Origin of the sequence: Rhodococcus sp. SJ-3, assembly GCF_051918125.1 — a bacterium.
Classification (GTDB): domain Bacteria; phylum Actinomycetota; class Actinomycetes; order Mycobacteriales; family Mycobacteriaceae; genus Rhodococcus.
Genome location: NZ_CM123306.1, coordinates 1,000,677 through 1,024,452, shown reverse-complemented (window position 1 = coordinate 1,024,452; position 23,776 = coordinate 1,000,677). Strand labels below are relative to the sequence as shown.

Sequence of the window (23,776 nt, the reverse complement as noted above, 5' to 3'; positions counted from 1 at the left end):
GCGTGATGCCCGCGCTCGGGCGCCTGGCGGCTACTCGGGCCGGCCATCAGGCCGGGGCGCCGATCCGAACCTTGCCAGCGCACGCAACCGCACCCAATCGACCGGAGGCGGTGACGGTTTGGTGCCCGGACGCTCACGTGGCACCCGCACCCGCAGCGCCCCCGGTTCGATCGTGCACCGCACCGGCGTGGTCAACAGGAGAGACTCACCGTCCACCCCCACCGAGATCTCGGCTGTGTCGGCGTCGATGATCACCTCGGACGTCTCGTGCTGGGTCAGGCCGCGCGCATGAGTCCGTCGTAGCAGGGAGACTGCCTGGCCGGCACCGGCGACCGACACCGTCACGACGCCGAGCAGCCCCCGGTCGAGCCGGTCCCGGCGACTCATGCCCGCGAGGTCGCTTCCGCCGTAACGGTTGTTGCTCACCAGCACGGCCTGCGGGGAGCGGACGGTGACGTCGCCGATCTGCGCGACCAGGTTCGGACCGGACTGTCCGGCAAGCAGATCCGGAAGCATCTTCAGCACGGTCCGAGTCTTGTCGTCTCGGTAGGCGGGGCTACGTACCACCTCGGCGTACACACCGAACGACGCGTTGTTGACGAATGCCCGCCCGTTGATCCGCCCGAGATCGATGCGAATGTCGACGCCGTCGCGGAGCGCGTCGAGGCACCGCGTGGGATCGTCGCGATCGAGCCCGAGGTCCATCGCGAAATGATTGCGTGTCCCGGCGCTGATCACCATGAACGGCACCCGAAACTCGGCGGCGACCGCAGCGACACGTGCCTGGGTGCCGTCGCCGCCGGCAACGCCGAGCAGATCTGCGCCGTTCATGACTGCCCGGCGGGCGAGTTCATCGACGGCGGAAAAGTTCGTCTCGTCGAGCAGAACCACTTCGGCGCCGAGTTTCTCCGCTTTGTGCTGAAGATCGAACCGCGTGGCCTTTCCACCCCCGGATCGGGGGTTCATGATGAGGAACGGGTGGCTCGGTGGTGTTGCCGGGATCTCCAACATCACCTCGTCAGAAGCCTTGCGTCGCAACGCTGCACGAGCGCAGGCCGTAGCGAGGGCTGCGAGGGCCAGCGCCGCGATCACCACCGCGAGCAGATTCGCCCGGATGAAGAACACGAATACCGTCAGCGGTGCGAGCACCGCTACGGCCAAGGCCGCCCAGCGCAGCGAACCACGGCCGGCGAGGAACCAGTACAGCGCGGCCGCGAAAACCACCGCACCGCCGACCCCGATGAGGAGAATTCCCATCGTGCTCAGCAGACCGGCGAACAGCACGGGGACGACGACGGCGAGGAATGCGAGGGCGAAGGCGGCACGCGCCCACCAGCGTCGACCGGGTGTTCCGTTCTCGATGATCAGAGTTTCGGGCATGCCGGCCCACCTCTCGCACGCTGGCCCACGGTAGCTATCCGAGTATCGTGTTACGTCGGAATTGTGCCGTTATGCCGTCGAACCGTCCACAAAGGCGCACACTTGATTCCGTCCAATACATATTCGAGACGGGAACAGTCATGGCCGGAGAGCCGGATACCAAGCAGGCTGTCGCCAAGGGAACCGCCATGGGCGCAGCAATTCTTCTTGTCACCGTCGGTGTCCTGCAGATATTCCAGGGCATCGCGGCCATCGCCAAGGACGAAGTGTTCGTCACCGGCATCGAGTACATCTACAAGTTCGACTTCACCACGTGGGGATGGATCCACCTGATCCTCGGCATCCTCGTCACGCTGACGGGTCTGGTTCTGTTCACGGGCGCTCTCTGGGCGCGGTTCGCGGCGATCTGCATCCTCTGCTTGTCGATCGTCGCCAACTTCCTGTGGCTGCCCTACTACCCATGGTGGTCGATCCTGATCATCGCACTCGATGTCGTCGTCATCTGGGCAATCGCGACATGGAGCCCTGACCGGGTCAGCTCCGACCGGGTCGATTCCGGCCGGGTCTGATCGAGGCGAGTGCCGATGTCCGCTTCCGGTGTGGTCGCGCACCCGTCCCGTGAAGAGCGAGCACGGCGCGGTCGTGCTGCCCGGAAGATGACTCCGTTGGAGGCGCTCGCCGAAGTCGACACGGACTCCGCACGCGACCCGATCGGTTTGCTCGAGCAGCAGGCGATGTCACGAGTCCGAGAGCTCGTGCCGGTGCGGTACGGGCGGATGTCGGCCTCGCCCTTCCCGTTCTATCGGGGCGCGGCCCTCGTGATGGCCGACGACTTGTCGCGCACCCCGAACTCAGGTCTGCACACGCAGCTGTGCGGAGACGCGCATCTGAGTAATTTCGGGATCTTCGCGACTCCGGAACGCAAGCTGGCATTCGACGTCAACGATTTCGACGAAACCTACCCCGGCCCGTTCGAATGGGACGTCAAGAGGTTGGTGGCGAGCCTGGCCGTCGCGGGTCTCGAGAACGGGTACCGCCGAAAGCACATCAAACGGATCACACGGGCGTGCGCCGCCGAGTATCGGGAGACGATGCTCGTCCAGGCGGGGCGCGGCAATCTCGCGGTGTGGTACTCGCACATCGAGCCGACGACCGATCTCGTCGAGCTGCGGGACGTACTCGACACGACGATGAAGAAACGCACCCGCAAGATGCTCGAGAAGTCCAAGACCCGCGACAGCGTCCAGGCGTTGAGCAAACTCACCGAGGTCGTGAACGGAGAGCGGAAGATCATCCACAATCCGCCGCTGATCGTTCCGCTCGAGGAAGCCCTGGCCGTTGGTGACACCGCGGCGCTGTACGAAGAGTTGCATCAACGCATGTGCGCGTACCGGTCGACGCTGCAGTGGGACCGTCGCGTCCTGCTCGAACAGTTCGAGTTCGTGCAGGCAGCGCGCAAGGTGGTCGGTGTCGGCAGCGTCGGTACCCGGGCGTTCATCTTCCTGCTGGTCGGCGCCGACGACGGAGACCCGCTGTTCCTGCAGGCGAAAGAAGCGCAGAAGTCGGTGCTGTCCGGATACGTCGACGGCCCGACGTTCCAGAACGAAGGTGAACGGGTCGTCAACGGCCAGCGGCTGATGCAGGCGACCAGCGACATCTTCCTCGGCTGGGAACAGGGTCCCGGCGTCGACGGTGTGCGACGCGACTTCTACCTACGGCAGTTGCGCGACGGCAAGGGGTCGGCCGCGGTCGAGGTGATGTCGCCGGAAGGACTGGCCCTGTACGGACGGCTGTGCGGACGGACCCTGGCCTACGCGCACGCCCGCAGCGGCGACCGCATCGCCATCGCCGAATACCTCGGATCCGGCACCGAATTCGACGAGTCGATGGTGGCCTTCGCGAAAACGTACGCGGCGCGCAATCTCGACGATCATGCGCTGCTGATCGACGCGATCGGTCAGGGAAGGATCACCGCCCGACCCGGCCTGTGAGACGAGTCATCGCCCGGGGCCGGATTCATCGATCGCGATGTGGAGGAAGCAGTTCCGCGATCAAGGACTGCACCTTGGTCTTGATCTCGTCCCGGATCGGACGTACCGATTCGACGCCCTTGTCTGCGGGATCCTCGAGTACCCAGTCGCGGTAGCTCGTGCCCGGGAACACGGGGCACGTGTCGCCGCAGCCCATGGTGATGACGACATCGGAGGTCTGCACAGCGTCGACGGTGAGGATCTTCGGGTTCTCTGCAGAGATATCGATACCCACCTCCGCCATCGCCTCGATCGCGGCGGGGTTCACCCTCTCTGCCGGGGCGCTCCCGGCGGAACGGACCTCGATCGCGTCCCCGGCAAGCGCGGTGAGGAAGCCTGCCGCCATCTGCGACCGGCCCGCGTTGTGGACGCAGACGAACAGGACGGACGGTGTCTCGCTCATGAGGTGATCCGTTTCGGGTCTGGTGTTTTCGGAGAGAACCGGGAGCGCAGCGCGAGGGAGACGTAGACGAGGCCCACGAGAACGGGCACCTCGATGAGCGGGCCGACGACCCCGGCGAGCGCTTGCCCGCTCGTGACACCGAACGTCGCGATCGCGACAGCGATCGCGAGTTCGAAGTTGTTGCCTGCGGCCGTGAACGCGAGGGTCGTGGTGCGTTCGTAACCCAGGTCGATCGATTTGCCGAGCACATAACCACCGCCCCACATCAGGGCGAAGTACGCGAGGAGCGGGAGCGCGATGCGTGCGACGTCCCACGGCTGCGACGTGATCTGCCGACCTTGCAGCGCGAACAGGATCACGATCGTGAAGAGCAGTCCGTACAGCGCCCACGGCCCGATCTTCGGGAGGAAGCGGTCCTCGTACCATTGGCGTCCCTTCGCCTTCTCACCGAAACGGCGGGTGAGGAATCCGGCGACCAGAGGGATGCCGAGAAAGATCAGCACCGACTTCGCGATCTGCCACGGCGACACGTCGAGCGTGGTCTGTTCGAGCCCTAGCAGGCCGGGCAGCACCGACAGATAGAACCAGCCGAGCACGGCGAACATGATCACCTGGAACAGTGAGTTGATCGCGACCAGCACGGCGGCGGCTTCCCGGTCTCCGCAGGCGAGGTCGTTCCAGATGATCACCATGGCGATGCAGCGGGCGAGACCGACGATGATCAGGCCCGTGCGGTACTCGGGCAGGTCGGGGAGCATGAGCCACGCCAGCGCGAACATCAATGCGGGGCCGAGCACCCAGTTGAGCACCAGCGAGGAGATCAGCAGCTTGCGGTCGCCGGTGACGGTGTCGAGGCGGTCGTAGCGGACCTTCGCGAGCACCGGATACATCATGATCAGCAGGCCGAGAGCGATCGGTAGTGAGATGCCGTCGATCTCGATGATGCTCAGTACGTCGCCCAGACCCGGAATGATCCGGCCGAGCAGGAGTCCGGCGACGATCGCCAAACCGATCCACACCGGCAGGAATCGATCCAGCGTCGAGAGCTTGGCGACGACCGGGTCGTGGGTCGAGGTGCTCACGCGGTCACCTCCGGTGCACACGCCGATCCTGCGATCACACCGGTTTCGATCGCCAGCACGGCCGACAGCTGCTCTAGCGCGGACGGGATCACCCGGTAGTAGACCCATGTGCCGCGACGGTCACAGTCGAGGATTCCTGCCTCGCGTAGCACCTTCAGGTGATGTGAGAGCGTCGGCTGCGACAGGTCGAACGACGGCGCGATATCGCAGACGCAACTCTCCCCGTTCTCGTGGCTGGCGATGAGGCTCAGCATGCGCAATCGCACGGGGTCGCCGAGGGCTTTGAACATGCGGGCGAGGTCGGTCGCCGAGCCGGAATCGAGTGGTTCGCGGACGAGGGGAGCGCAGCAGGGTTCGCTGACGCTCGACTGATTCGACATGTGTCTATATTGACGATTATCGATATTCTGCGTCAAACGCACACGGGCGGAGCATGTAGCTGCCGGTCTACGGCTTCGCTTCGGTGCTTTCGGCCGCAGGCTGCTCGGCCGGGGGCTCTTCGTCCGCACGAATCGGCCGGGCGAAGCACAGTGAAGCAACGAACCCGACGGCCAGCACCGCCGCGGGCAGCAGTGTCGACTCGGCCATCGCCGAGCTGAAACCGTCGCGGACGAATTCCGGAATCTCGCCGGCCATGCCCTCCATACCACCGCCCCCACCGGACAGCCCGTTGGCAGACAGGCGCGCGGTGATGAGAGCGCCGATGGCAGCGCTACCGAGGACAGCACCGACCTGCCGGGTGGTGTTGTAGATACCCGAGCCCGCGCCCGCCTGATGCGGCGGCAGGTTGCGTGTTGCGGTCGCGGCAAGCGGCGACCAGATGAAGGCGTTGGCGATGCCCATCAACGAGATCGGCAGCAGCAATTCCCAGATCGCTACGTGCGGGGTCATCACCAGTGCCAGCCAGGCCAGCGAAATTGCGAGCATCAGGAACCCGGGTGCCGCGATGTAACGCGGATGCGTGCGGTCCACCAACTTTCCGACGACCGGCGCGAGCACACCGGACAGCACAGCCATCGGCACCATCAGCAGAGCGGACCCCGTCGGGGACAGTCCGCGCACACTCTGCGCATAGAACATCAGGGGCAGCATCATCGAGGTGATCGAGAAGCCCATCGACGTGATCGCGATGTTGGCCATCGAGAAGTTGCGGTCGCGGAAGAGAACCAAGGGGAGCAGGGGCTCGTCCTTGTTGCGCGACTGGTTCCAGACGAACAGCGCGAGTAGGACGAGTCCGGACCCGATCATCAGCCAGATCCGCAGCGACCAGTCGTAGGTGTTGCCCTCCTGCAGACCGAACACCAGAAGGAACATGCCCGCAGCGCTCAGTACGACACCGGGGATGTCGAACTTGTGCGGGTGTGTTTCGAGGGCGGGGACGTACCGCATCGCGGCGAGGAAGGCGATGACGCCGACCGGCACGTTGACGATGAAGATCCATTCCCAGCCGAGACCGTCGACGAGGATGCCGCCCGCCAGCGGACCGACCAGTGTTGCGACGCCTGCGGTCGCGCCCCACAGGCCCATCGCGGTGCCGCGCTTGTCGGGGGGGAAGGTGCGGGTGATGACGGCCATCGTCTGCGGGGTCATCATGGCGGCGCCGAAGCCTTGGAACACCCGCGCGATGATCAGTATCTCGATGCTGCCGGACAGGCCGCACCACAGGGACGCCACCGTGAACAGTGCAAGGCCTGTCAGATACAACTTCTTCGGGCCGTAGCGGTCGCCGAGGCGCCCGGTGATCAACAGGGGCACCGCGTACGCCAGGAGGTAGGCGCTGGTGACCCAGACGACGCTGTTGATGTCGGCGGAGAAGGCTTCGAGGATTGCCGGGTTCGCCACCGCAACGATGGTGGTGTCGACGAGGATCATGAAGAAGCCCAGGCACAGCGCCCACAGCGCAGGCCAGGGCCTGGCGTAGGTGTGCTGCTGGCTCGTATCGGTCACGCGCTGTTCCTCACCGTTCGTTTCGTATCGGCGACCGGCGAGCAAGGTAATCGTCCGGAACGATCAACGGCACCCGGCCACGGAAGCTCAGACGCATCAACGTACACCCACCATCGGACAACGTACGGACTCTCGCACACGCGAGCTCCGCATTCAGGAACGAGGGTTCGGCATGGGCGACGATTCGCTCACACCTGAGGGCGGCTCGTCTCGCGCGGAGCGCCGCTGGGCCGCATCGGCGTTCGTCCTGGTTGCGATGGCCGTGCCGCTCCTGTTGCCTGCGCGCTATTCGCCGGGCACCGACTGGTTCTTGCCAGCGATCGAAGGTTTCGTGCTCCTCGCGCTGATTGTCGTCGATCCGGGCCGAATCGACCGGCCCGGACGATGGGTGCGGGCGTTGTCGATTGCGCTCGTGGTGGCGATCGCCGCAGGCGCGGCGTGGGGTGCGGGGCGACTCGTCTGGGATCTGCTCCACGGCGCCCCGCAGACGCCGGAGCCGATCGAGCTGCTCGTGGCGGGAGCATTGGTGTGGTTGCAGACGGTGCTTGCGTTCGCCTTCCTGTACTGGGAACTCGACGGTGGTGGACCCGTGACCCGGCATCTGCGGCCGCCGGTCCACCCGGATCTGGCTTTCCCGCAGCAGCTCGACCCACGCCTCGCGCGGCCGGGATGGCGGCCGATCTTCGTCGATTATCTGTATTTGGCCCTGACCAATGCGACCGCGTTCAGTCCGACCGACGTCATGCCGCTGGCGCGATGGGCGAAGCTCACGATGGCGGTGCAGTCGCTTCTGTCGATCGTCATCCTCAGTCTCGTGGTGGCAAATGTAGTGAACCTGCTCGACTGAGATGGGTCGAGGGGGATGATATTCACATGAGCGCCACCGCGGAGGAGCAGGGTATATCCCGAGTGATCCAGCAGTTGAGCAGCCGTTTTCCTCAAGTTCCCGTCGCAGATATCGAGACGCTGGTCGCCGACCTCAGGGCCGAATTCGATGGTCGCAAGATCAGAGAGTTCGTGCCGTTGTTCGTCGAACGTCGAGCACGTGTCCTCCTGTCGAGGATGCCGGCGTCCGGCTGAGTTCGCCCGGGCGGGATGTACACCGGCCGTTCGCGCGGTGCTTCTCGCGGTTTGCCCGTCGCTCACATCCGTTGCGTAACAAGTCTGGTATGCGCTGCGCAGTGTTCGGAACAGGGTATTTGGGAGCCACGCACGCGGCCTGCATGGCCGAACTCGGGCACGACGTGCTCGGAGTCGACATCGACGCCGGCAAGATCGCGAAGCTAGAAGCAGGCGAGGTGCCGTTCTACGAACCGGGCCTGGCCGAGTTGCTCCGCCGCAATCTCGACGCCGGTCGCCTTGCCTTCACCACCTCGTACGAGGACGCGGCAGCGTTTGCCGAAGTCCACTTCATCTGTGTCGGGACTCCGCAGAAGCAGGGGGAATACGCGGCGGATCTGTCACACGTCGACGCAGTCGTCGACGCACTGAGCCCGCTCCTGACCGAGCCCGCATTGATCGTCGGTAAATCGACGGTACCGGTCGGGACGGCAGTCGACCTCGTGGAACGGGTGCGCGCTGCGGCGCACGCCGACGTCGAACTCGTGTGGAATCCCGAGTTCCTCCGCGAAGGATTCGCGGTGCAGGACACCCTGTCGCCGGATCGTCTCGTGTGCGGGGTGGAGCGAAAGGGAGCAGGACGCGGCGAAGCGATCCTGCGCGACGTGTACGCGACGCTGATCGACCGCGGCGTGCCCTTCCTCGTCACCGACCTCGCGACTGCGGAGCTCGCGAAATCGTCGGCGAATGCTTTTCTCGCCACGAAGATCTCGTTCATCAACGCAATCGCCGAGGTCTGCGAGGTCGCCGGGGCCGACGCCGTCGAACTCGCCGACATCCTCGGACACGACGAACGGATCGGCCGGCGCTTCTTGGGCAGCGGGCTGGGATTCGGTGGCGGATGCCTGCCGAAGGACATCCGTGCCCTGATGGCCCGCGCGGGTGAACTGGGCGCCAATCAGGCGCTGCATTTCCTGCGCGAGGTCGACAGCATCAACATGCGTCGACGGACACGGATGGTGGAACTGACGAGACGGGCGTGTGGCGGCTCGGTCCTCGGCGCACGAATCGCGGTTCTCGGAGCGGCGTTCAAACCGGGCTCCGACGACGTCCGTGACTCCCCGGCACTCAACGTCGCCGGTCAACTGCAACTCGAGGGTGCTGCGGTGACAGTGTTCGATCCGCAGGCAATGGACAACGCCCGGCAGGTGTTCCCGACCCTCGGCTACGCGACGAGCGCCATCGAGGCATGCGCTCGGGCAGACGCGGTGCTCGTGCTCACCGAATGGCCCGAATTCCGTGACCTCGACGCGACGGTGATCGCGTCGGTCGTCAACACCAAGGCAGTGCTCGACGGTCGGGCGTGCCTCGAGCGAGAAACGTGGGAAAGCGCCGGATGGACCTATTCGAGGCTGGGCGTCGCAGTTTGATAGTTACTTCACGTAACTGTCACGCGAGGTTCGGCGTGGCGAACCCGGCGCGATGCCAACCCGAATGATATGGAAAATCCCATTGGGTACCATCGTCCGGGTGCGAGGTGCCGGGGGTGGCTGACAGCCGGCGCGACAAACGACTGTCGAAGGCGGCTGATGAGTTCGGTTCTCGGGGTAACCGTGGGGGAAAGCGCCGTCCGGATTGTGCGTCCGATCGACCGGACTGCACCGTCGGCGGGATTCCAATTCCAAGTGGTGGACACGGGTAAGGACGAGCCCACTCGGCTCGCTGCCCGCACACTCGGGGTGCTGAGCCAGACCGGTATCGCCGGGGAGCCGATCGATGCGCTGGGCATCGTCTACCGTGACGAGGCTCAGGCCGAGCGCATCCGCGCGGCGCTGGCCGTCGAGCACCTGAGCAATTTCACGCTCGTCTCCGAGCCGGAAGCAGCGCTCGCGTACCTGCAGGCGACCGGTGAGCTGGGCAGCGACACCGCCGTGTTCTACGACCTCGGCGATTCCGGTCTCACCGTCACCGTCGTCGATCTCGGTCTCCGTGAGGTCCTTGCCGAACGCACCGACACCATCGGGGGCCGCATCTTCGATCAGGTGATCCGCGAGCACCAGCTCGACACCAACGGTGTGTGGCGACCCGACGACCCGGCGACCGACGACGAACTGTCGGCGCAATGCCGGGAGGCAAAGGAGAAGTTGTCGGCGACCGACAGCGTCGCCGTGCCCGGTGCCGCCGGTGTCGTGCTGATGTCGCGCGACACGTTCGACCCTCTCATCGCCCAGTGCGTCGAGTCGTCGGCGCAGTTCGTGCATCACGTCATCGCCCGTTCGGGCCGCAATCCCGAAGCCGTCGTCCTGCTGGGCGGGGGCGCTCACATCCCGCTCGTGCAAGAAGTGCTGCGCTCGTGGATCGGACTTCCGCTGGTCGTGCCCCACGAGCCCGAACTCGTGCTCGCCAAGGGCGGCGCGATTCTCGCTGGCAAACCGTCATCCTCGCAGCCGGTGAGCTCCCTGACCCGCATCGTTCCCCCCTCGGCGGACATGTCGGCGGTCACCGAGCAGATCCCGGTGGTCACCGCGCCGGTGCAACCGTCCGCTCAGCCGGAACCTGCCGCCACTGTGAAGAAGTCGTGGATCGGCGCGCTGAGCCATCGAGGACCCGAGGTGAGCGGCAAGCAGATCTCCGGCGCCGGTCTCGCCGGAACCGCGCTGGCCGTGGTCGCGGTGATCGGCGTGAGCCTCGGTGCAGGCAACGGCCTGTTTTCCGGATCATCCGACGACGATGGAACCAGCCCCACCGAGACGTTCGTGACGCCCACGACGTCGCGCAGCGTCCCGCGCCCGCAGCCTGCCGTCGCACCGGCGACCGTCACCACCACACCTCCCGTCACCACGACGGTGACGCAGAATGAACCGCGCCCGGTTCCTCCTTCCCCGGAGTCCACGCCGCCCCAGCCACCACAGCTGCTCCCAGGAGTCCAGCTTCCCGTCATTCAGCTACCGACGATTGAGCTGCCTCCGCTCCCGCAGATCCAGCTTCCGGGGCTCTGAGCGAGCTTCCCCCGTTTGCCCGGGGTCCCTCGGGTCGTGAGGGAACGGGAAGCCGGGGTAGCGGGGGAAGAATTGCCTCACGCATGCTTTCGGCTCTTGCCCGCGCGTGTGATACAGGCGGCGACGGCGTCGAATCGGTCCAGGTCGCGCCATGTCCAGCGGACGACCTGGAATCCGAGCTCGCGTAGAGCGTCTTCGCGCCGCTTCTCCGCCACCAGGTCGCGACGGTCGTCGTACTTGCCGAGACCATCGAACTCACCGACTACTCCGCTGTCCTTCCAGAAGAAGTCGAGACGGTAGGTGCGCCCATCGCGAGCCCGGACGGTTTGCTGCAGGATCGGCGTGGGTAGGCCGCACTCGGCGATGCGTACCCGCGACCGGGACTCACCGACACTCTCGCTGCGCCCGTCGAGAAACGAGACCACCGCGCGGGCAGCCGCCGCACCATGGCCCCACGATGCGGAGACCACGGCGCCGGGAAGCCGATCGCGGGCGGAGGGATCGAGCCTCAGCGCGGAGTCTCCCGCAACCACTGCCTGCTCGAAAGGCAGTGACCGGGCGAGGTCGACGATGGTCCGCTCGGTCGAGGTGACAGGAACACCGACGTCGACGAGGTCCCCGTCGGAGAATTGGGTCTGGTGCCGATACATGCTTTCGGTGATCCGCCCCTTGCTCCCCGAAACGTGTATCCGGCGCAGGTCGACATCCCACACGTCGAAGCCGTGGACGAGGGCCGCCGAGACATGGCTGAGCGCGTGACCGGGCTGGAGTCGGGACCCTTCATGCCTGGCGCGGACGCGATGGTGGCCGATGGCATCGAGCGCGTCGTAGTCGACCCGGCGGAGATACAGTCCGCGCTATCGATGCGAGAGTTCCGCTCCGAATCGCGTGGGTGATGCGGTCGTCGGAGACGCCACGTGAACGAAGGAGGGCGCGGGTGAGCGGTATGGGATCCGGCATGCAGTGAGCCTGCACCAATACGCGCCCCAAAAACCGAGCAAAGGCGACATTGTGGATAACTCCGGCGCCTGTGGATAATTCTTCCCCCACCACCCCGTCTTCCCTTTCCCTCACGACCCGAGGAAACCCGAGCAAGCGGAGGAAGGTTCGTCACCGTGAGTGACGGCCGGCGGGTGCGGCCGGGGTGCCGGTGCGAGCGAGCACCGCGGCGATACCGGTGGTGAGCGGCACCGACAGCGTCAGCGCGATACCACCGACACACGCGCGAACCACCTCGATGGCGACGGCGTCGCCGGTGAGCACATCCGACACCGACCGGCCCGCGACGGAGAACAGGAGCAGGAGCGGCAGCGCACCACCTGCGTAGGCCAGGACGAGGGTGTAGACGGTGCTGGCGATGTGATCGCGGCCCACGCGCATCGCCGACACGAAGATCTCTCGACGAGAGGCCCGCGGGTCGAGGCCTGCAAGCTCGAACGCCGACGACGCCTGGGTGATCGTCACGTCGTTGAGCACACCGAGCGAACCGATGATGAATCCGGCGAGCAGCAGCCCTGTGATCGACACCTGCTCGATATAGAGCTGTACGTCGGTGTTCTGTTCCTCCGACAGGCCCGTCAGGTGCGTCATCTCGATCGCGACATACGACAACACCGCAGCCAGGGCCATCGACGCGAGGGTGCCGAGGAGGGCGGAGCTCGTCCGCAGGTTGACGCCGTGTGCGAGATACAGCACCGCGTAGAGGATCAGCGAACCACCCACCAGCGCGACCGGGACGGCAGGCTGCCCGTCGAGCAACGCCGGGAGCATGAACATCACGAGCACGCCGAATGCGACACCGAGCCCGATCAGGGCGCGCAGACCGCGCCACCGGGCGACCGCGACGACGACGATCGCGAACGCCGCGACGATCAGCGTGAGCGGCAGTCCGCGGGCGAAGTCGTAGAACGAGTACACCGTCGCGCCGGTCGGATCGGTCTGACGTACCAGACGGATCGAATCGCCGCTGTGCAGTTCGGGTTGGCCGGGGCCCGGAATGACTTCGAGCAGAGTGCGGGTACCGGCGTTGGGGCCCGACTCGATGTCGATGACGCTGCGCTCGCATTCGAACGACTCGGTCGGCGGCGGCGTGGGCTCACCCGTGAACACCCGGCCCATCGACGCGCTTCCGCACCACCCGCTGGTCTGCTCGACGACCGTTCCGGCCTCGGTGACGACGGCGCCGCCGTCGGAGGTCTGGAACGGCGCGGGAATGTCGACGGATTGCTCGCTCGGCCAGAGCATCGCTGTGCCGACGAGCACCACAGCGCCGATCGCGACCAGGAGGCCGACGACGATCCTGGCGGCAAGGGGAGCGAGTGGAGCGGGTCCCTCGAAGTGGCCGTGTCCGTGCCCGTGTCCATGACTCACCGCAACAGGCTAGCCATAGCTGGGAAGAAGACTGGGAAGAAGATCCGCGTTGGGGGAGAAAGGGCTGGTGGTGGCGGGGAGCAGGGGGTGTCCCCGCCACCTTCACCTGGCTTCGCACAGGGGGGATGGCGTGAGCCAGGGAGCCCGGCACTCGAGGTGCCGATCACCAAGTTACTTGTAGTTTCACCAATCGGGGAAGCGGTTTACCGTGTGGGTCTGGTCACCCTAGGGCAATTCGCCTGCGTCGATTCGGGTGAACCTCCTGCGACCTGGTACTTTCTGGGCCAGGACTGCCCAGATATCCGTTTGGCAACGATTCCTACTGCTTGTAGCTGGACAGGAAGTTGCCGAATCGCTCGATCGCCACCGCAAGATCACGTGCCCACGGCAACGTCACGACGCGCAGGTGATCGTGGTTCGGCCAGTTGAAGCCCGTGCCCTGCACCATGAGGATCTTTTCCTGCAACAGCAGATCCTGGACGAGTTTCTCGTCATCGTGGATCTCGTACACCTCGGGATCGAGCCTCGGGAACGCGTACAGCGCGCCGCGCGGCTTGACGCAGCTGACGCCGGGGATGGCGTTGAGACGTTCCCACGCGACGTCGCGCTGCTCGAGGAGACGCCCACCGGGAAGCACCAGATCGTCGATGCTCTGGTAGCCACCGAGCGCCACCTGGATCGCGTGCTGTGCCGGGACGTTGGGGCACAGGCGAGTGGAGGCGAGCAGATCGATGCCTTCGAGGAACCCGGACGCGTGCTCCTTTGGACCGGTGATGACCATCCATCCCGACCGGTACCCGGCTACCCGGTAGGCCTTCGACAGGCCGTTGAACGTCAAGCACAGCAGATCGGGAGCCAGCGTCGCCAGCGAGATGTGCTTGGCGTCGTCGTAGAGGATCTTGTCGTAGATCTCGTCGGCGAGCAGCAGCAGCTGATGTTTGCGGGCGAGTGCGACCAACCGGGTGAGGACCTCCGCCGAGTACACCGCGCCGGTGGGGTTGTTCGGATTGATGACGAGCAGAGCCTTGGTCTTCTCGGTGATCTTCGACTCGATGTCGTCGATGTCCGGGTTCCAGTCGTTCGTCTCATCGCACAGGTAGTGGACGGGAGTGCCGCCTGCGAGCGACGTCATCGCCGTCCACAGCGGGTAGTCCGGCGCGGGGATGAGGACTTCGTCGCCGTCGTCGAGCAGCGCCTGCATCGTCATGGTGATGAGCTCGGACACGCCGTTGCCCAGGTAGACGTCGTTGATGTCGAACTTGGGGAAGCCCGGCACCAGCTCGTAGCGGGTGACGATCGCGCGGCGCGCGGAGGCGATACCGCGTGATTCGGAGTAGCCCTGCGCGTGGGGGAGCGACGCGATCATGTCCTGCACGATCGTGTCGGGGGCTTCGAATCCGAACGGAGCGGGGTTGCCGATGTTCAGCTTGAGGATGCGGTGACCTTCGGCTTCGAGCCGCGAGGCATGGGCGTGTACCGGCCCACGGATCTCGTACAGCACGTTCTGGAGCTTGGACGACTGTTCGAGTGTGCGTGTCATCCGATGATGAAGTTGGCCCTGATCCTCGTTGTTCACGGGGACCATCGTGCCACTGCCCAGCAAACGATTTTCACCCGGTTTTCCACGACACGCGAAATTTGTCGAAACTCGGGGGCGACGTTTGTCCGTATCAGTGCAATGATTGGGGCTCCATGCAAGATCTGCTTCGTCGGGGAGATGAAGCGGGACGATTTAGGAGTACTCGGAATGGCGCAGGGAACAGTCAAGTGGTTCAACGCAGAGAAGGGGTTCGGCTTCATCGAGCAGGACGGTGGCGGAGCTGACGTCTTCGTGCACTACTCCGAGATCTCGGGTTCGGGCTTCAAGAGCCTCGACGAGGGTGCACGCGTCGAGTTCGAGATCGGACAGGGGCAGAAGGGGCCGCAGGCTCAGGGCGTCCGCGTCATCTGACTCGACCCACAGTTTCTGTCGGCGGCGTTGCATCGTGAGATGCGGCGCCGTCGTCGTGTAGGTCGTGGTCGGTGGTGGCCCCTGTGCGTTGGGGCACAAACCTGCAGGGGATTGCTGCAGATGGGGTGAGTTTCGGTAACATCTACCCGCGTCGGGGGGGTCACAGAGATCAGCTTATTTCTGTGGGCAAGCAGGGATCGTGCTCGGGGGATTCTCCCGGGTGGCTTGGAGCGGGTTGATCGTGTCAGTGACAAGGGGAGGAAGCTCTGCTGCGCACAGCCAGCAGCGGCGCAGCAACCAGCGGCAATGGCGTGACCCCAAGCGATATCTGTGGCTGTACGGCCTGGCCATCCCGCTGAGTCCTTTTCTCGCGTGGCTCTTGGTCCACTATCTGCATCTCGGAGTTTTCTGGGCGACCGGCGCCATCATGATCGCCGTCATCTGCCCGCTGGTGGACCGTTACACGAGACTTGACACCAGTAATCCGCCGGACGAGGTCATGAAGGACCTCGAGAACGACAGGTACTACCGGCGTTGCACCTATGTGTATCTGCCACTGCAGTACGCGGGACTGGTCTTCGGCTGCTGGTTGTGGGTGTCACAACCGATGGGCTGGGCCGAACAGTTCGCCTTGGCCGCGACACTCGGCATCGTCGGTGGCGTCGGAATCAACGCGGCGCACGAGATGGGCCACAAGCGAACGAAAATCGAACGACGACTCGCGAAAATTGCCCTCGCCCAGTCGTTCTACGGCCATTTCTACGTCGAGCACAATTTCGGTCATCACATCCGTGTCGCGACCCCGGAAGATCCCGCGACCGCACGCTTCGGTGAGAGCTACTGGAAGTTTCTTCCGCGGTCCGTGATGGGAAGCTTGACGTCGGCGTGGAAATACGAGCGCGCGCGACTGGCCCGGCGCGGTGTGTCGACGTGGAATCCGAAACACAACAACGTCCTGAACGCGTGGCTGCTGAGCGCGGTGCTCTACGCCGCCCTCATTGCCGTGTTCGGCTGGCAGATCGCGCCGTGGCTCGTCGTGCAGGCCGTGATGGCGATCATGTTCCTCGAGGGCGCCAACTATCTGGAGCATTACGGGCTGCTGCGTCGCAAGCGGGACGACGGCAAGTATGTGCGGGTGGCACCTGAACACAGCTGGAACAGCAACCACATGTGTTCCAACCTGTTCCTGTACAACCTTCAGCGACACAGTGACCACCACGCCAACCCGATGCGTCGCTACCAGACATTGCGGTCCATGGAGGATGCGCCGCAGCTTCCCGCGGGATACGCCGTCCTGATCATCTTGTCGTTGTTCCCGCCGCTGTGGCGTCGCGTCATCGATCCGAAACTTCTCGAGCACTACGACTACGATCTGAGTCGTATCAACATGGATCCGGACAAAGTGGATGCACTGCTTGCGCGGTACGGACAGCCCGGTAATCCTGTAACAGGAAGATGAGTTTGCGATAACGATCGGATCGCGACTCGGGGGAGAGCGCGGGTGGGAGGCTAGTGTCAGCGGATTCGGGACCTGATGGACATCACGGGGGCAACGCCTCGCTCGACGGTTTTCCTCTCTCGACCGCCCAACGGGGCATCTGGTTCGCGCAGCACCTACTCGGCGATGTGCCGCTGACGATCGCCCAGTACCTCGACGTCCACGGCGAATTCGACCCCGAGATCTTCGCCGACGCAGGCGCAGAAGCCGCTCGCGAGATCGGTACGGGCATGCTGCGGCTCTACGAGATCGACGGCGAGCCGCTCCAAGCCATCGACGACACCCTCCACGACCGGGCCACGATCCTCGATCTCCGCGGCGAGGACGACCCCGAGGCGGCCGCGATCGAATGGATCCGCGCCGAGTGGATCGCACCGCTCGACATGCTCCGCGACCGGCTCATCGTGTGCGCTGTCCTCCGTGTCGCCGAGCAGCGACATTTCATCTACACCCGTATTCATCACATCGCTCTCGACGGCTTCGGCGCGATGACCTTCAGTAATCGCACAGCCGAGCGCTACACCGCGGTGGTCGAAGGCCGCGACCCCGAGCCGTTCGGCGTGAGCGCGCTACCCGACATCGTGGAGGACGAAGCCCGCTATCGCTCGTCGACCCGGTTCGACTCCGACCGCAACCACTGGGCCGAGCGTATCCGCAACCTCCCGCACCCCATCAGCCTCGCCGGTCGCGCGGCCCCCGTGGGTTCGCACCCGGTGCGGTGGAGTGCTCCGCTACCCGACCGTGTGGCCGAGGCCGTCGACCGGTTGCTCGTCGAACACGAACGCACCACGTTCGCAACGGTGGTCGTCGCGGCATTCGGAGCGTTCCTGTCGCGGGTGACGGGCGAACGTGAAGTGGTGCTGAGCCTGCCCGTCTCCGCACGCACCACCGCGAAACTGCGCCGGTCCGGCGGCATGGTCTCCAATGTCGTCCCGATCCGGATGACGGTGGGACCCGACGACACCGCCGCCGATCTCATGCGTCGCGTGCAGCTCGAACTGACCGGGGCATTGCGTCATCAGCGGTACCGGCACGAGGACATGCGCCGCGACACCGGGTACGGCAGTGCCGACCGCGGATTCTTCGGGCCTGCTGTAAACATCATGATGTTCCAGGGGCATGTCCGCCTCGGCGATGCGATCGGCAAGCTGCACGTGCTCAGCACCGGCCCTGTCGAGGATCTTTCGCTCAACATCTATCCGAGCGACGCCGACGATCCCGCGCACATCGACCTCGAGGCCAACCCGAATCTGTATTCGCGAGCGGAACTGCGTTCGCATCACGCACGTTTCGTGGAGTTCCTCGACGGTTTCGTCTCGACGGCCGGTCCGGTGGGAGCCCTCGATGTGTTGCACGACGACGAGCGCGCCGCACTCGTTCCCGCGCACGGGCCGTCCACCCGCCCGGTGCGGCACCTGCGCGATCTGCTCGCCGACGGTGTCGCGTGCAATCCCGATGGTCCCGCGATCATCGACGGTGCCAGGACCCTGACGTATCGCGAGCTCGATCGGCGCGCCGACCTGCTGGCCGGGGTGCTGAGTGCCGCGGGCGCCGGGCCCGAGGTCTTCGTCGCGCTGAGCATGGACCGCAGCGCGGAGGCCATCATCGCGATGTGGGCGGTGGCGAGGACCGGGGCGGCGTTCGTGCCGATCGATCCGGCGCTGCCCGCCGAGCGCGTCGCCTACATGGTGCGTGATTCCGGTGTGCGACTGGGTCTTACCGTGCGTGCACGGATCGACGGGCTCCCGGAAGGACCGCGTTGGATCGCAGTCGACGATCCGATCACGGCCGAGGAGTCCGCGGCCTCGTTCGTTCCGCCGTCGCTGCACCCCGACCACGCGGCCTACATGATCTACACGTCCGGTTCGACGGGAACACCGAAGGGCGTCGTCGTCGGTCACACCGGGCTCGCGACGTTCGCGGCCGAGGCGCGGCCGGAGCTGGGCCTGACGTCGCAGTCGCGGATGCTGCGGTTCTCGTCGGCGAGTTTCGACGCGTCGATCTTCGAGATGCTGCAGGCGTTCAGCGCGGGCGCCGTAATGGTCGTGGCCCCCGCCGACGTGCTCGGCGGAGACGACCTCGCCGAGGTGCTGCGCTGTCACCGCGTCACGCACATCGTGTCGGCACCGACGGTGCTCACCACCGTCGACCCCGCTGGACTCGACGATCTCGAGGCCGTTGTGGTGGGTGGCGACGTGTGCACCCCCGATCTCGTCGCCCGTTTCGGCGACACGTGCCGTTTCGTCAACAGCTACGGGCCCACCGAGACCACCATCATCGTCACCGCCGGTGAACCATTGACAGTGGGCGCACCGATCACGATCGGCCGCCCGATCGACGGTGTCACGGCCGTCGTCCTCGACCGCAGGCTCCGGCCGGTCCCGGTCGGCTTCGTCGGCGAGCTCTACATCGGCGGCGCCGGCCTCGCGCGGGGTTACCTGAATCGTCCGGGGCAGACCGCAGATCGGTTCGTGGCGAACCCGTTCGACCCCGGCACGCGTCTGTACCGTACGGGCGACGAGGTGCGCTGGACCGCCGATCACGAACTCGACTTCGTGGGACGATCCGACTTCCAGGTCAAGATCCGCGGTTTCCGTATCGAACTCGGCGAGATCGACGCGGCGTTGCGTGCGCTCGACGGAGTGGAGTACGCGGTCACCGTCGTCCACGATGCGGGGCATTCCGTAGTCCCCGTCTCGTACGTGCTGATGGAGCCCGGGGCTCTGTTCGACGCCGAGTCGCTCATCCGCGGCGTGGAACGCACTTTGCCGTCGCACATGGTGCCCGCGTCCGTCGTCGAACTCGACGAAGTGCCCGTCACTCTGGCAGGCAAGCTCGACCGTGCCGCATTGCCTGCGCCGAGGTTCGCGTCGGCCGAGTTCCGCGCTCCCCTCACCGGCACCGAGCGCCTGCTGACCGAAGTGGCGCAGGGTCTGCTCGATGTCGAACGCGTCGGTGCCGACGATTCGCTGTTCGCGCTCGGCGCCGACAGTATCGTCGCGATGCAGTTCGCGGCCCGCGCGAAGGATGTGGGCCTGTACATCACGGCGCGGCAGATCTTCGAACACAAGACGATTGCGGCACTGGCCAGGGTTGCGTCGGTGGTGTCGGACGACTCGGTCCTGCGTGAACTCGACGGTGGGGGCGTGGGGCCGGTACCGCTCACCCCGATCGTCCACGAAATGCTCGGCCGCGGAGACTATTCGACGTTCGCTCAGGCAGTGCTGGTAACCACCCCGGTCGATCTGACCCACGACCAGCTCACCGCCGCGGTCACCGCACTCCTCGGTCGCCACGACATCTTGCGCTCGATGTTCACCGCCGGTACGTGGCTGGTCCCGGAGGGAATTCCCGCGGGTGCGGTGGCGATCGAACGGATCACCGTTCCGGATGCCGAGTCGATCGGCGACCTCGTCGACGCCCGATGCGACTCGGCTGCACAGCGTCTCGACCCCTCCAGCGGGGTGATGCTGCAGTGCGTGTGGTTCGACGCCGCGCAAGGGCACGGCCGGCTGCTGCTCGTGGCGCACCACCTCGTCATCGACGGTGTCTCGTGGCGCGTGCTGCTGCCGGATCTCGCGCAGGCGTGGATGCAGATCGTCGCGAACACCGAACCTGTGCCGGCCCAGGGCGGAACCTCCTACCGCCGGTGGGCGCACGCGTTGCACTCCGATGCCCGCGACGGCGTGCACGCCGACGAACTCGGATTCTGGCAGCGCACCCTCGATGCAGTGACGCCTCTTCCGGGAATCGGTGAACTCGACCCGCGGATCGACACACTCGCGACCACCGAACGCATACGGGTGGACCTCGACCCCGCGACCACCGCCGCAGTGCTCACACGATTGCCCGAGGTGTTCCGTTCGGGCACTGCCGACGGGCTCATCGCCGCGCTTGCGCTGGCGCTGTCGAGGTACGGCCGCGCAGTGCCGATCCTGCTCGAAGGCCACGGCCGCGATTACGAGGGTGCCGACCTCGCGCGCACCGTCGGCTGGTTCACCAGTGTCTATCCGGTGCGTCCCGCCGTGCCCGAGTCGATCGACCTCGACGATGCATTCGTGGGCGGTCCCGCCGCGGGAGCGGTGCTCAAGGCAATCAAGGAGGAGCTCGCTGCCGTCCCGAATCACGGTGCGGGATACGGCATTCTTCGTCATCTCGACGACGAATCGCGCCCCGTCCTCGCCGCATCGCGCGTTCCGCAGATCGGGTTCAACTATCTCGGACGCCTGACCTCCGGGCACATTCCGGAGGAGATCCGCGATATCGGCTGGGTCCCGGCAGACGTCGATCTCGACCCGACACGCACCTCGCAGCTCGCGGTGTCCGCGGCCGTCGATATCAACGCCATGGTGATCGACGGCCCCGACGGGCCTCACCTGACCGCGACCTTCGCGTACGTGCCGCGGGTGGTGCAGGCGGAGTTCGTCACCGACCTCGCGACCCGCTGGCACACCGCTCTCGAAGCCCTTGCCGCGCATGTGGAGGGTCACGGGGCGGGCGGTCTGACCCCGTCCGACGTGCCGCTGGTGTCGGTGCGGCAGCATCAGATCGAACGGTGGGAAGCCGAATACCCAGGTGTGCAGGATATCTGGCCGCTGCCGCCGCTGCAGTCGGGACTGCTGTTCCACTCGCAGCTCGCCGCCGGGTCGCTCGACGTCTACGTCGCTCAGCTCACCCTGAACCTCACCGGCAGCATCGACGCGGCACGACTGCGCACTTCGATCGAGACCGTGGTCGCCCGGCACGCCAACCTGCGCACCGCGTTCGTCCACGACGAGACCGGAGTGCCCGCCCAGCTCGTGCTCGACCGGGTCGACGTTCCGTGGCGTGAGGTCGAAGTGGACGCGGACGCTCTTGCCGCAGTCCTCGATTCGGAACGCACATCGCCGTTCGACAGTGCGCGTCCGCCACTGTTGCGGGCCGTGCTCGTGCGTACCGGCGCGGACGCCGTGCTGGTGCTGACCAACCACCACCTCGTCCTCGACGGTTGGTCGATGCCGCTGCTCGTGCGAGAAGTGCTCTCCTGCTATGTCTCACCCGATGCGCTCGCCGAGCCGGTGCCCTACCGCGACTACCTGCGGTGGTGGAACGCCCAGGACCACGGCCGGTCGCTGCAGGCGTGGGGTGATGCGCTGTCGGGGCTCGCCGACCCCACGCTGGTCGCCCCGCATGCCGGGGAAGTGCTCGACGTCAATCCCGAGCAGATCGACGTCGAACTGCCCGCGTGGCTCCGCACGGGACTTGTCGCCCGCCGCGACACCGATGTCACCGTCAACACCCTGGTGCAGACGGCGTGGGCGCTCGTTCTCGGGCGCGTGCTGGGCCGCGACGACGTCGTGTTCGGCGCCACCGTATCGGGGCGTCCGGCCGAACTGCCCGGTGTCGAGTCCATGCTCGGCCTGTTCATCAACACCCTGCCGGTGCGGGTCCGGCTCGACGAGTCCGACACCGTCGTCGGCCTGCTCCGGCGCGTGCAGGACGACCAGGTCGCGATGCTCGAGCATCACCACATCGGACTCGGCGAGATCCAGGAGCGCGTCGGCGCCGGAACTCTCTTCGACACGCTGACCGTCTTCGAGTCGTACCCCGTCGACCGGGCAGGTTTCGACGAGACCACCGATCTCGCCGGGATGCACGTGACGGACATCGATGCCCGCGACGCCACGCACTACCCGATCACCGTGATGGCGATCCTCGAACCCACCCTGCGGTTGAGCGTGCGTTTCCGCACCGACCTGTTCGATCGCGCCACCGTCGAGCGGCTCGTGCAGCGGTTGCTCGGCGTACTCGAAACCTTCGTCGCCCATCCCGACACGCACATCCGCGACGTCGAAGTGTTCGTGCCGGGCGAACTCGGCGTGATCGCGAACTTCGAGCGCGGCGAGAACGTCGCGCTTCCGGCCAAGACACTTCCCGACCTGCTCCGCGAGCAGTCGGAACGCACCCCCGACGGCACCGCGGTCGTCGTCGACGGCGGCGGCGCGTTGAGCTACGCATCGTTCACAGGACGCGTGAATCGGGTCGCGCGGTCGTTGATCGCCGACGGGATCGGCCCCGGCGACCTCGTGGCGGTCGCGATGCCGCGGTCGCTCGAGCAGCTCATCGCGATACACGCCGTCGTCACCGCAGGCGCGGCCTACGTGCCCATCGATCCCGACCAGCCCGAGCAGCGCACCGCGCACGTCCTCGACACGGCACGCCCCGCTCGTGTGCTCGACGTGCTGCCCGACGCACTGTCGTTCTCCGACAGCGTGGTCACCGACGCCGATCGCCGTCGCCCCCTGCACTCCGACGACCTCGCATATGTGTTGTTCACCTCCGGTTCCACCGGGCGGCCCAAGGGCGTTGCGATCTCGCACCGCAGCATCGTCAACCGGCTGCAATGGATGCAGGGCCGCTACCCGCTGACCGGCGACGACGTCGTCCTGCAGAAAACCCCTGCGACCTTCGACGTGTCGGTCTGGGAGTTGTTCTGGCCACTGCTCACCGGTGCCGCCGTGGTGCTCGCAACCCCGGACGGGCACCGCGACCCCCGTTACCTGTCGCGAGTGATCGCCGAAAATCATGTCACCACAGTGCATTTCGTTCCATCGATGCTCGATGTCTTCCTCGCGGAAGGTGATCTGTCGCGGTGCGTCGCCCTGCGGCAGATCTTCACCAGTGGTGAGGCGCTGACCGCGGCGAGCGTGTCGCGGGTGGCCGAGGCGCTCGCCGTTCCCGTGCACAACCTGTACGGACCGACCGAAGCGGCCGTCGACGTCACCGCCCACGAGACGGTGCCCGGCGAAACCCCGGTCCCCATCGGTACGCCCGTATGGAATACGTCGGTGCGGGTGCTCGACCGGCGACTGCGTCCCGTGCCCATCGGAATCGAAGGCGAACTCTATCTCGGTGGCGTACAGCTCGCGACCGGCTATTACGGTGCCGCAGGGCTGACGGCGGAACGGTTCGTCGCCGACCCCGCAGGCAACGGACGCCTGTACCGTACGGGCGACCTGGTCCGGTGGCGCGCCGACGGCGCGCTCGAGTACCTCGGCCGCAGCGACTTCCAGGTCAA

The 23,776-nt window shown here is 65.9% G+C and carries 17 protein-coding genes (1 of these 17 running past the window's edge); 9 read left to right on the top strand and 8 right to left on the bottom strand.

Annotated elements, in window-relative coordinates:
- Window positions 1-30: 30 nt before the first annotated feature.
- Complete coding sequence (locus tag ACTDXD_RS04510) at window positions 31-1,380, bottom strand: diacylglycerol/lipid kinase family protein (RefSeq protein ID WP_440125983.1); 1,350 nt, start codon at window positions 1,378-1,380, stop codon at window positions 31-33.
- Window positions 1,381-1,520: 140 nt separating this feature from the next.
- On the opposite strand from ACTDXD_RS04510, the gene ACTDXD_RS04505 reads away from it, so the two are divergent.
- Both ACTDXD_RS04505 and ACTDXD_RS04500 read left to right on the top strand, forming a co-directional pair.
- Window positions 1,521-1,949: a DUF7144 family membrane protein gene (locus ACTDXD_RS04505; protein ID WP_440125982.1), complete on the top strand. Its 429-nt coding sequence runs from the start codon at window positions 1,521-1,523 to the stop codon at window positions 1,947-1,949.
- Between the two features lie 15 nt (window positions 1,950-1,964).
- Window positions 1,965-3,371: a DUF2252 domain-containing protein gene (locus ACTDXD_RS04500; protein WP_440125981.1), complete on the top strand. Its 1,407-nt coding sequence runs from the start codon at window positions 1,965-1,967 to the stop codon at window positions 3,369-3,371.
- A gap of 25 nt (window positions 3,372-3,396) precedes the next feature.
- Here the strand turns inward: ACTDXD_RS04500 and ACTDXD_RS04495 are convergent, their stop codons facing one another.
- The 4 genes from ACTDXD_RS04495 to ACTDXD_RS04480 all read right to left on the bottom strand — a co-directional run bounded on the left by ACTDXD_RS04495 (window position 3,397) and on the right by ACTDXD_RS04480 (window position 6,842).
- A complete protein-coding gene (locus ACTDXD_RS04495) occupies window positions 3,397-3,813 on the bottom strand; it encodes an arsenate reductase ArsC (protein WP_440125980.1) in 417 nt (138 codons plus the stop codon).
- Window positions 3,810-4,895, bottom strand: a complete 1,086-nt coding sequence (arsB, locus tag ACTDXD_RS04490; protein ID WP_440125979.1) for an ACR3 family arsenite efflux transporter — start codon at window positions 4,893-4,895, stop codon at window positions 3,810-3,812. The genes ACTDXD_RS04495 and arsB overlap by 4 nt, the downstream gene beginning before the upstream one ends.
- Window positions 4,892-5,275 carry an ArsR/SmtB family transcription factor gene (locus ACTDXD_RS04485; protein WP_440125978.1) on the bottom strand — a complete coding sequence of 128 codons (384 nt, stop codon included), beginning with the start codon at window positions 5,273-5,275 and terminating at the stop codon, window positions 4,892-4,894. The genes arsB and ACTDXD_RS04485 overlap by 4 nt, the downstream gene beginning before the upstream one ends.
- A 67-nt stretch (window positions 5,276-5,342) precedes the next feature.
- A complete protein-coding gene (locus tag ACTDXD_RS04480) occupies window positions 5,343-6,842 on the bottom strand; it encodes an MFS transporter (RefSeq protein ID WP_440125977.1) in 1,500 nt (499 codons plus the stop codon).
- A gap of 172 nt (window positions 6,843-7,014) precedes the next feature.
- Between ACTDXD_RS04480 and ACTDXD_RS04475 the strand changes: the two genes are divergently transcribed.
- From ACTDXD_RS04475 to ACTDXD_RS04460, 4 genes are all read left to right on the top strand, one after another.
- Complete coding sequence (locus tag ACTDXD_RS04475) at window positions 7,015-7,689, top strand: hypothetical protein (protein WP_440125976.1); 675 nt, start codon at window positions 7,015-7,017, stop codon at window positions 7,687-7,689.
- 26 nt (window positions 7,690-7,715) lie between these two features.
- Window positions 7,716-7,922: a three-helix bundle dimerization domain-containing protein gene (locus ACTDXD_RS04470; protein ID WP_440125975.1), complete on the top strand. Its 207-nt coding sequence runs from the start codon at window positions 7,716-7,718 to the stop codon at window positions 7,920-7,922.
- 89 nt (window positions 7,923-8,011) lie between these two features.
- Complete coding sequence (locus ACTDXD_RS04465; RefSeq protein WP_440125974.1) at window positions 8,012-9,331, top strand: UDP-glucose dehydrogenase family protein; 1,320 nt, start codon at window positions 8,012-8,014, stop codon at window positions 9,329-9,331.
- A 159-nt stretch (window positions 9,332-9,490) separates the two neighbouring features.
- Entirely contained in the window at window positions 9,491-10,900 is a 1,410-nt protein-coding gene (locus ACTDXD_RS04460) for an Hsp70 family protein (RefSeq protein ID WP_440125973.1), read from the top strand.
- Window positions 10,901-10,977: 77 nt separating this feature from the next.
- On the opposite strand, the gene ACTDXD_RS04455 is transcribed toward ACTDXD_RS04460, so the two are convergent.
- The 3 genes from ACTDXD_RS04455 to ACTDXD_RS04445 form a co-directional block, all read right to left on the bottom strand.
- Window positions 10,978-11,613: a hypothetical protein gene (locus ACTDXD_RS04455; RefSeq protein WP_440125972.1), complete on the bottom strand. Its 636-nt coding sequence runs from the start codon at window positions 11,611-11,613 to the stop codon at window positions 10,978-10,980.
- A gap of 397 nt (window positions 11,614-12,010) precedes the next feature.
- Window positions 12,011-13,270 carry a YibE/F family protein gene (locus ACTDXD_RS04450; RefSeq protein ID WP_440125971.1) on the bottom strand — a complete coding sequence of 420 codons (1,260 nt, stop codon included), beginning with the start codon at window positions 13,268-13,270 and terminating at the stop codon, window positions 12,011-12,013.
- 319 nt (window positions 13,271-13,589) lie between these two features.
- Window positions 13,590-14,855, bottom strand: a complete 1,266-nt coding sequence (locus ACTDXD_RS04445; RefSeq protein ID WP_169687089.1) for a pyridoxal phosphate-dependent aminotransferase — start codon at window positions 14,853-14,855, stop codon at window positions 13,590-13,592.
- Between the two features lie 162 nt (window positions 14,856-15,017).
- On the opposite strand from ACTDXD_RS04445, the gene ACTDXD_RS04440 reads away from it, so the two are divergent.
- From ACTDXD_RS04440 to ACTDXD_RS04430, 3 genes are all read left to right on the top strand, one after another.
- Window positions 15,018-15,221, top strand: coding sequence for a cold-shock protein (locus tag ACTDXD_RS04440; protein WP_054807297.1), 204 nt, complete (start codon window positions 15,018-15,020; stop codon window positions 15,219-15,221).
- Window positions 15,222-15,468: 247 nt separating this feature from the next.
- Entirely contained in the window at window positions 15,469-16,680 is a 1,212-nt protein-coding gene (locus ACTDXD_RS04435) for an alkane 1-monooxygenase (RefSeq protein ID WP_440127533.1), read from the top strand.
- Between the two features lie 53 nt (window positions 16,681-16,733).
- Window positions 16,734-23,776, top strand: partial view of a non-ribosomal peptide synthase/polyketide synthase gene (locus ACTDXD_RS04430; RefSeq protein ID WP_440125970.1) — the start only. Its footprint extends 23,290 nt past the window's final position; the window shows 7,043 of its 30,333 coding nt (coding positions 1-7,043); it begins with the start codon at window positions 16,734-16,736; its stop codon lies beyond the right edge, outside the window.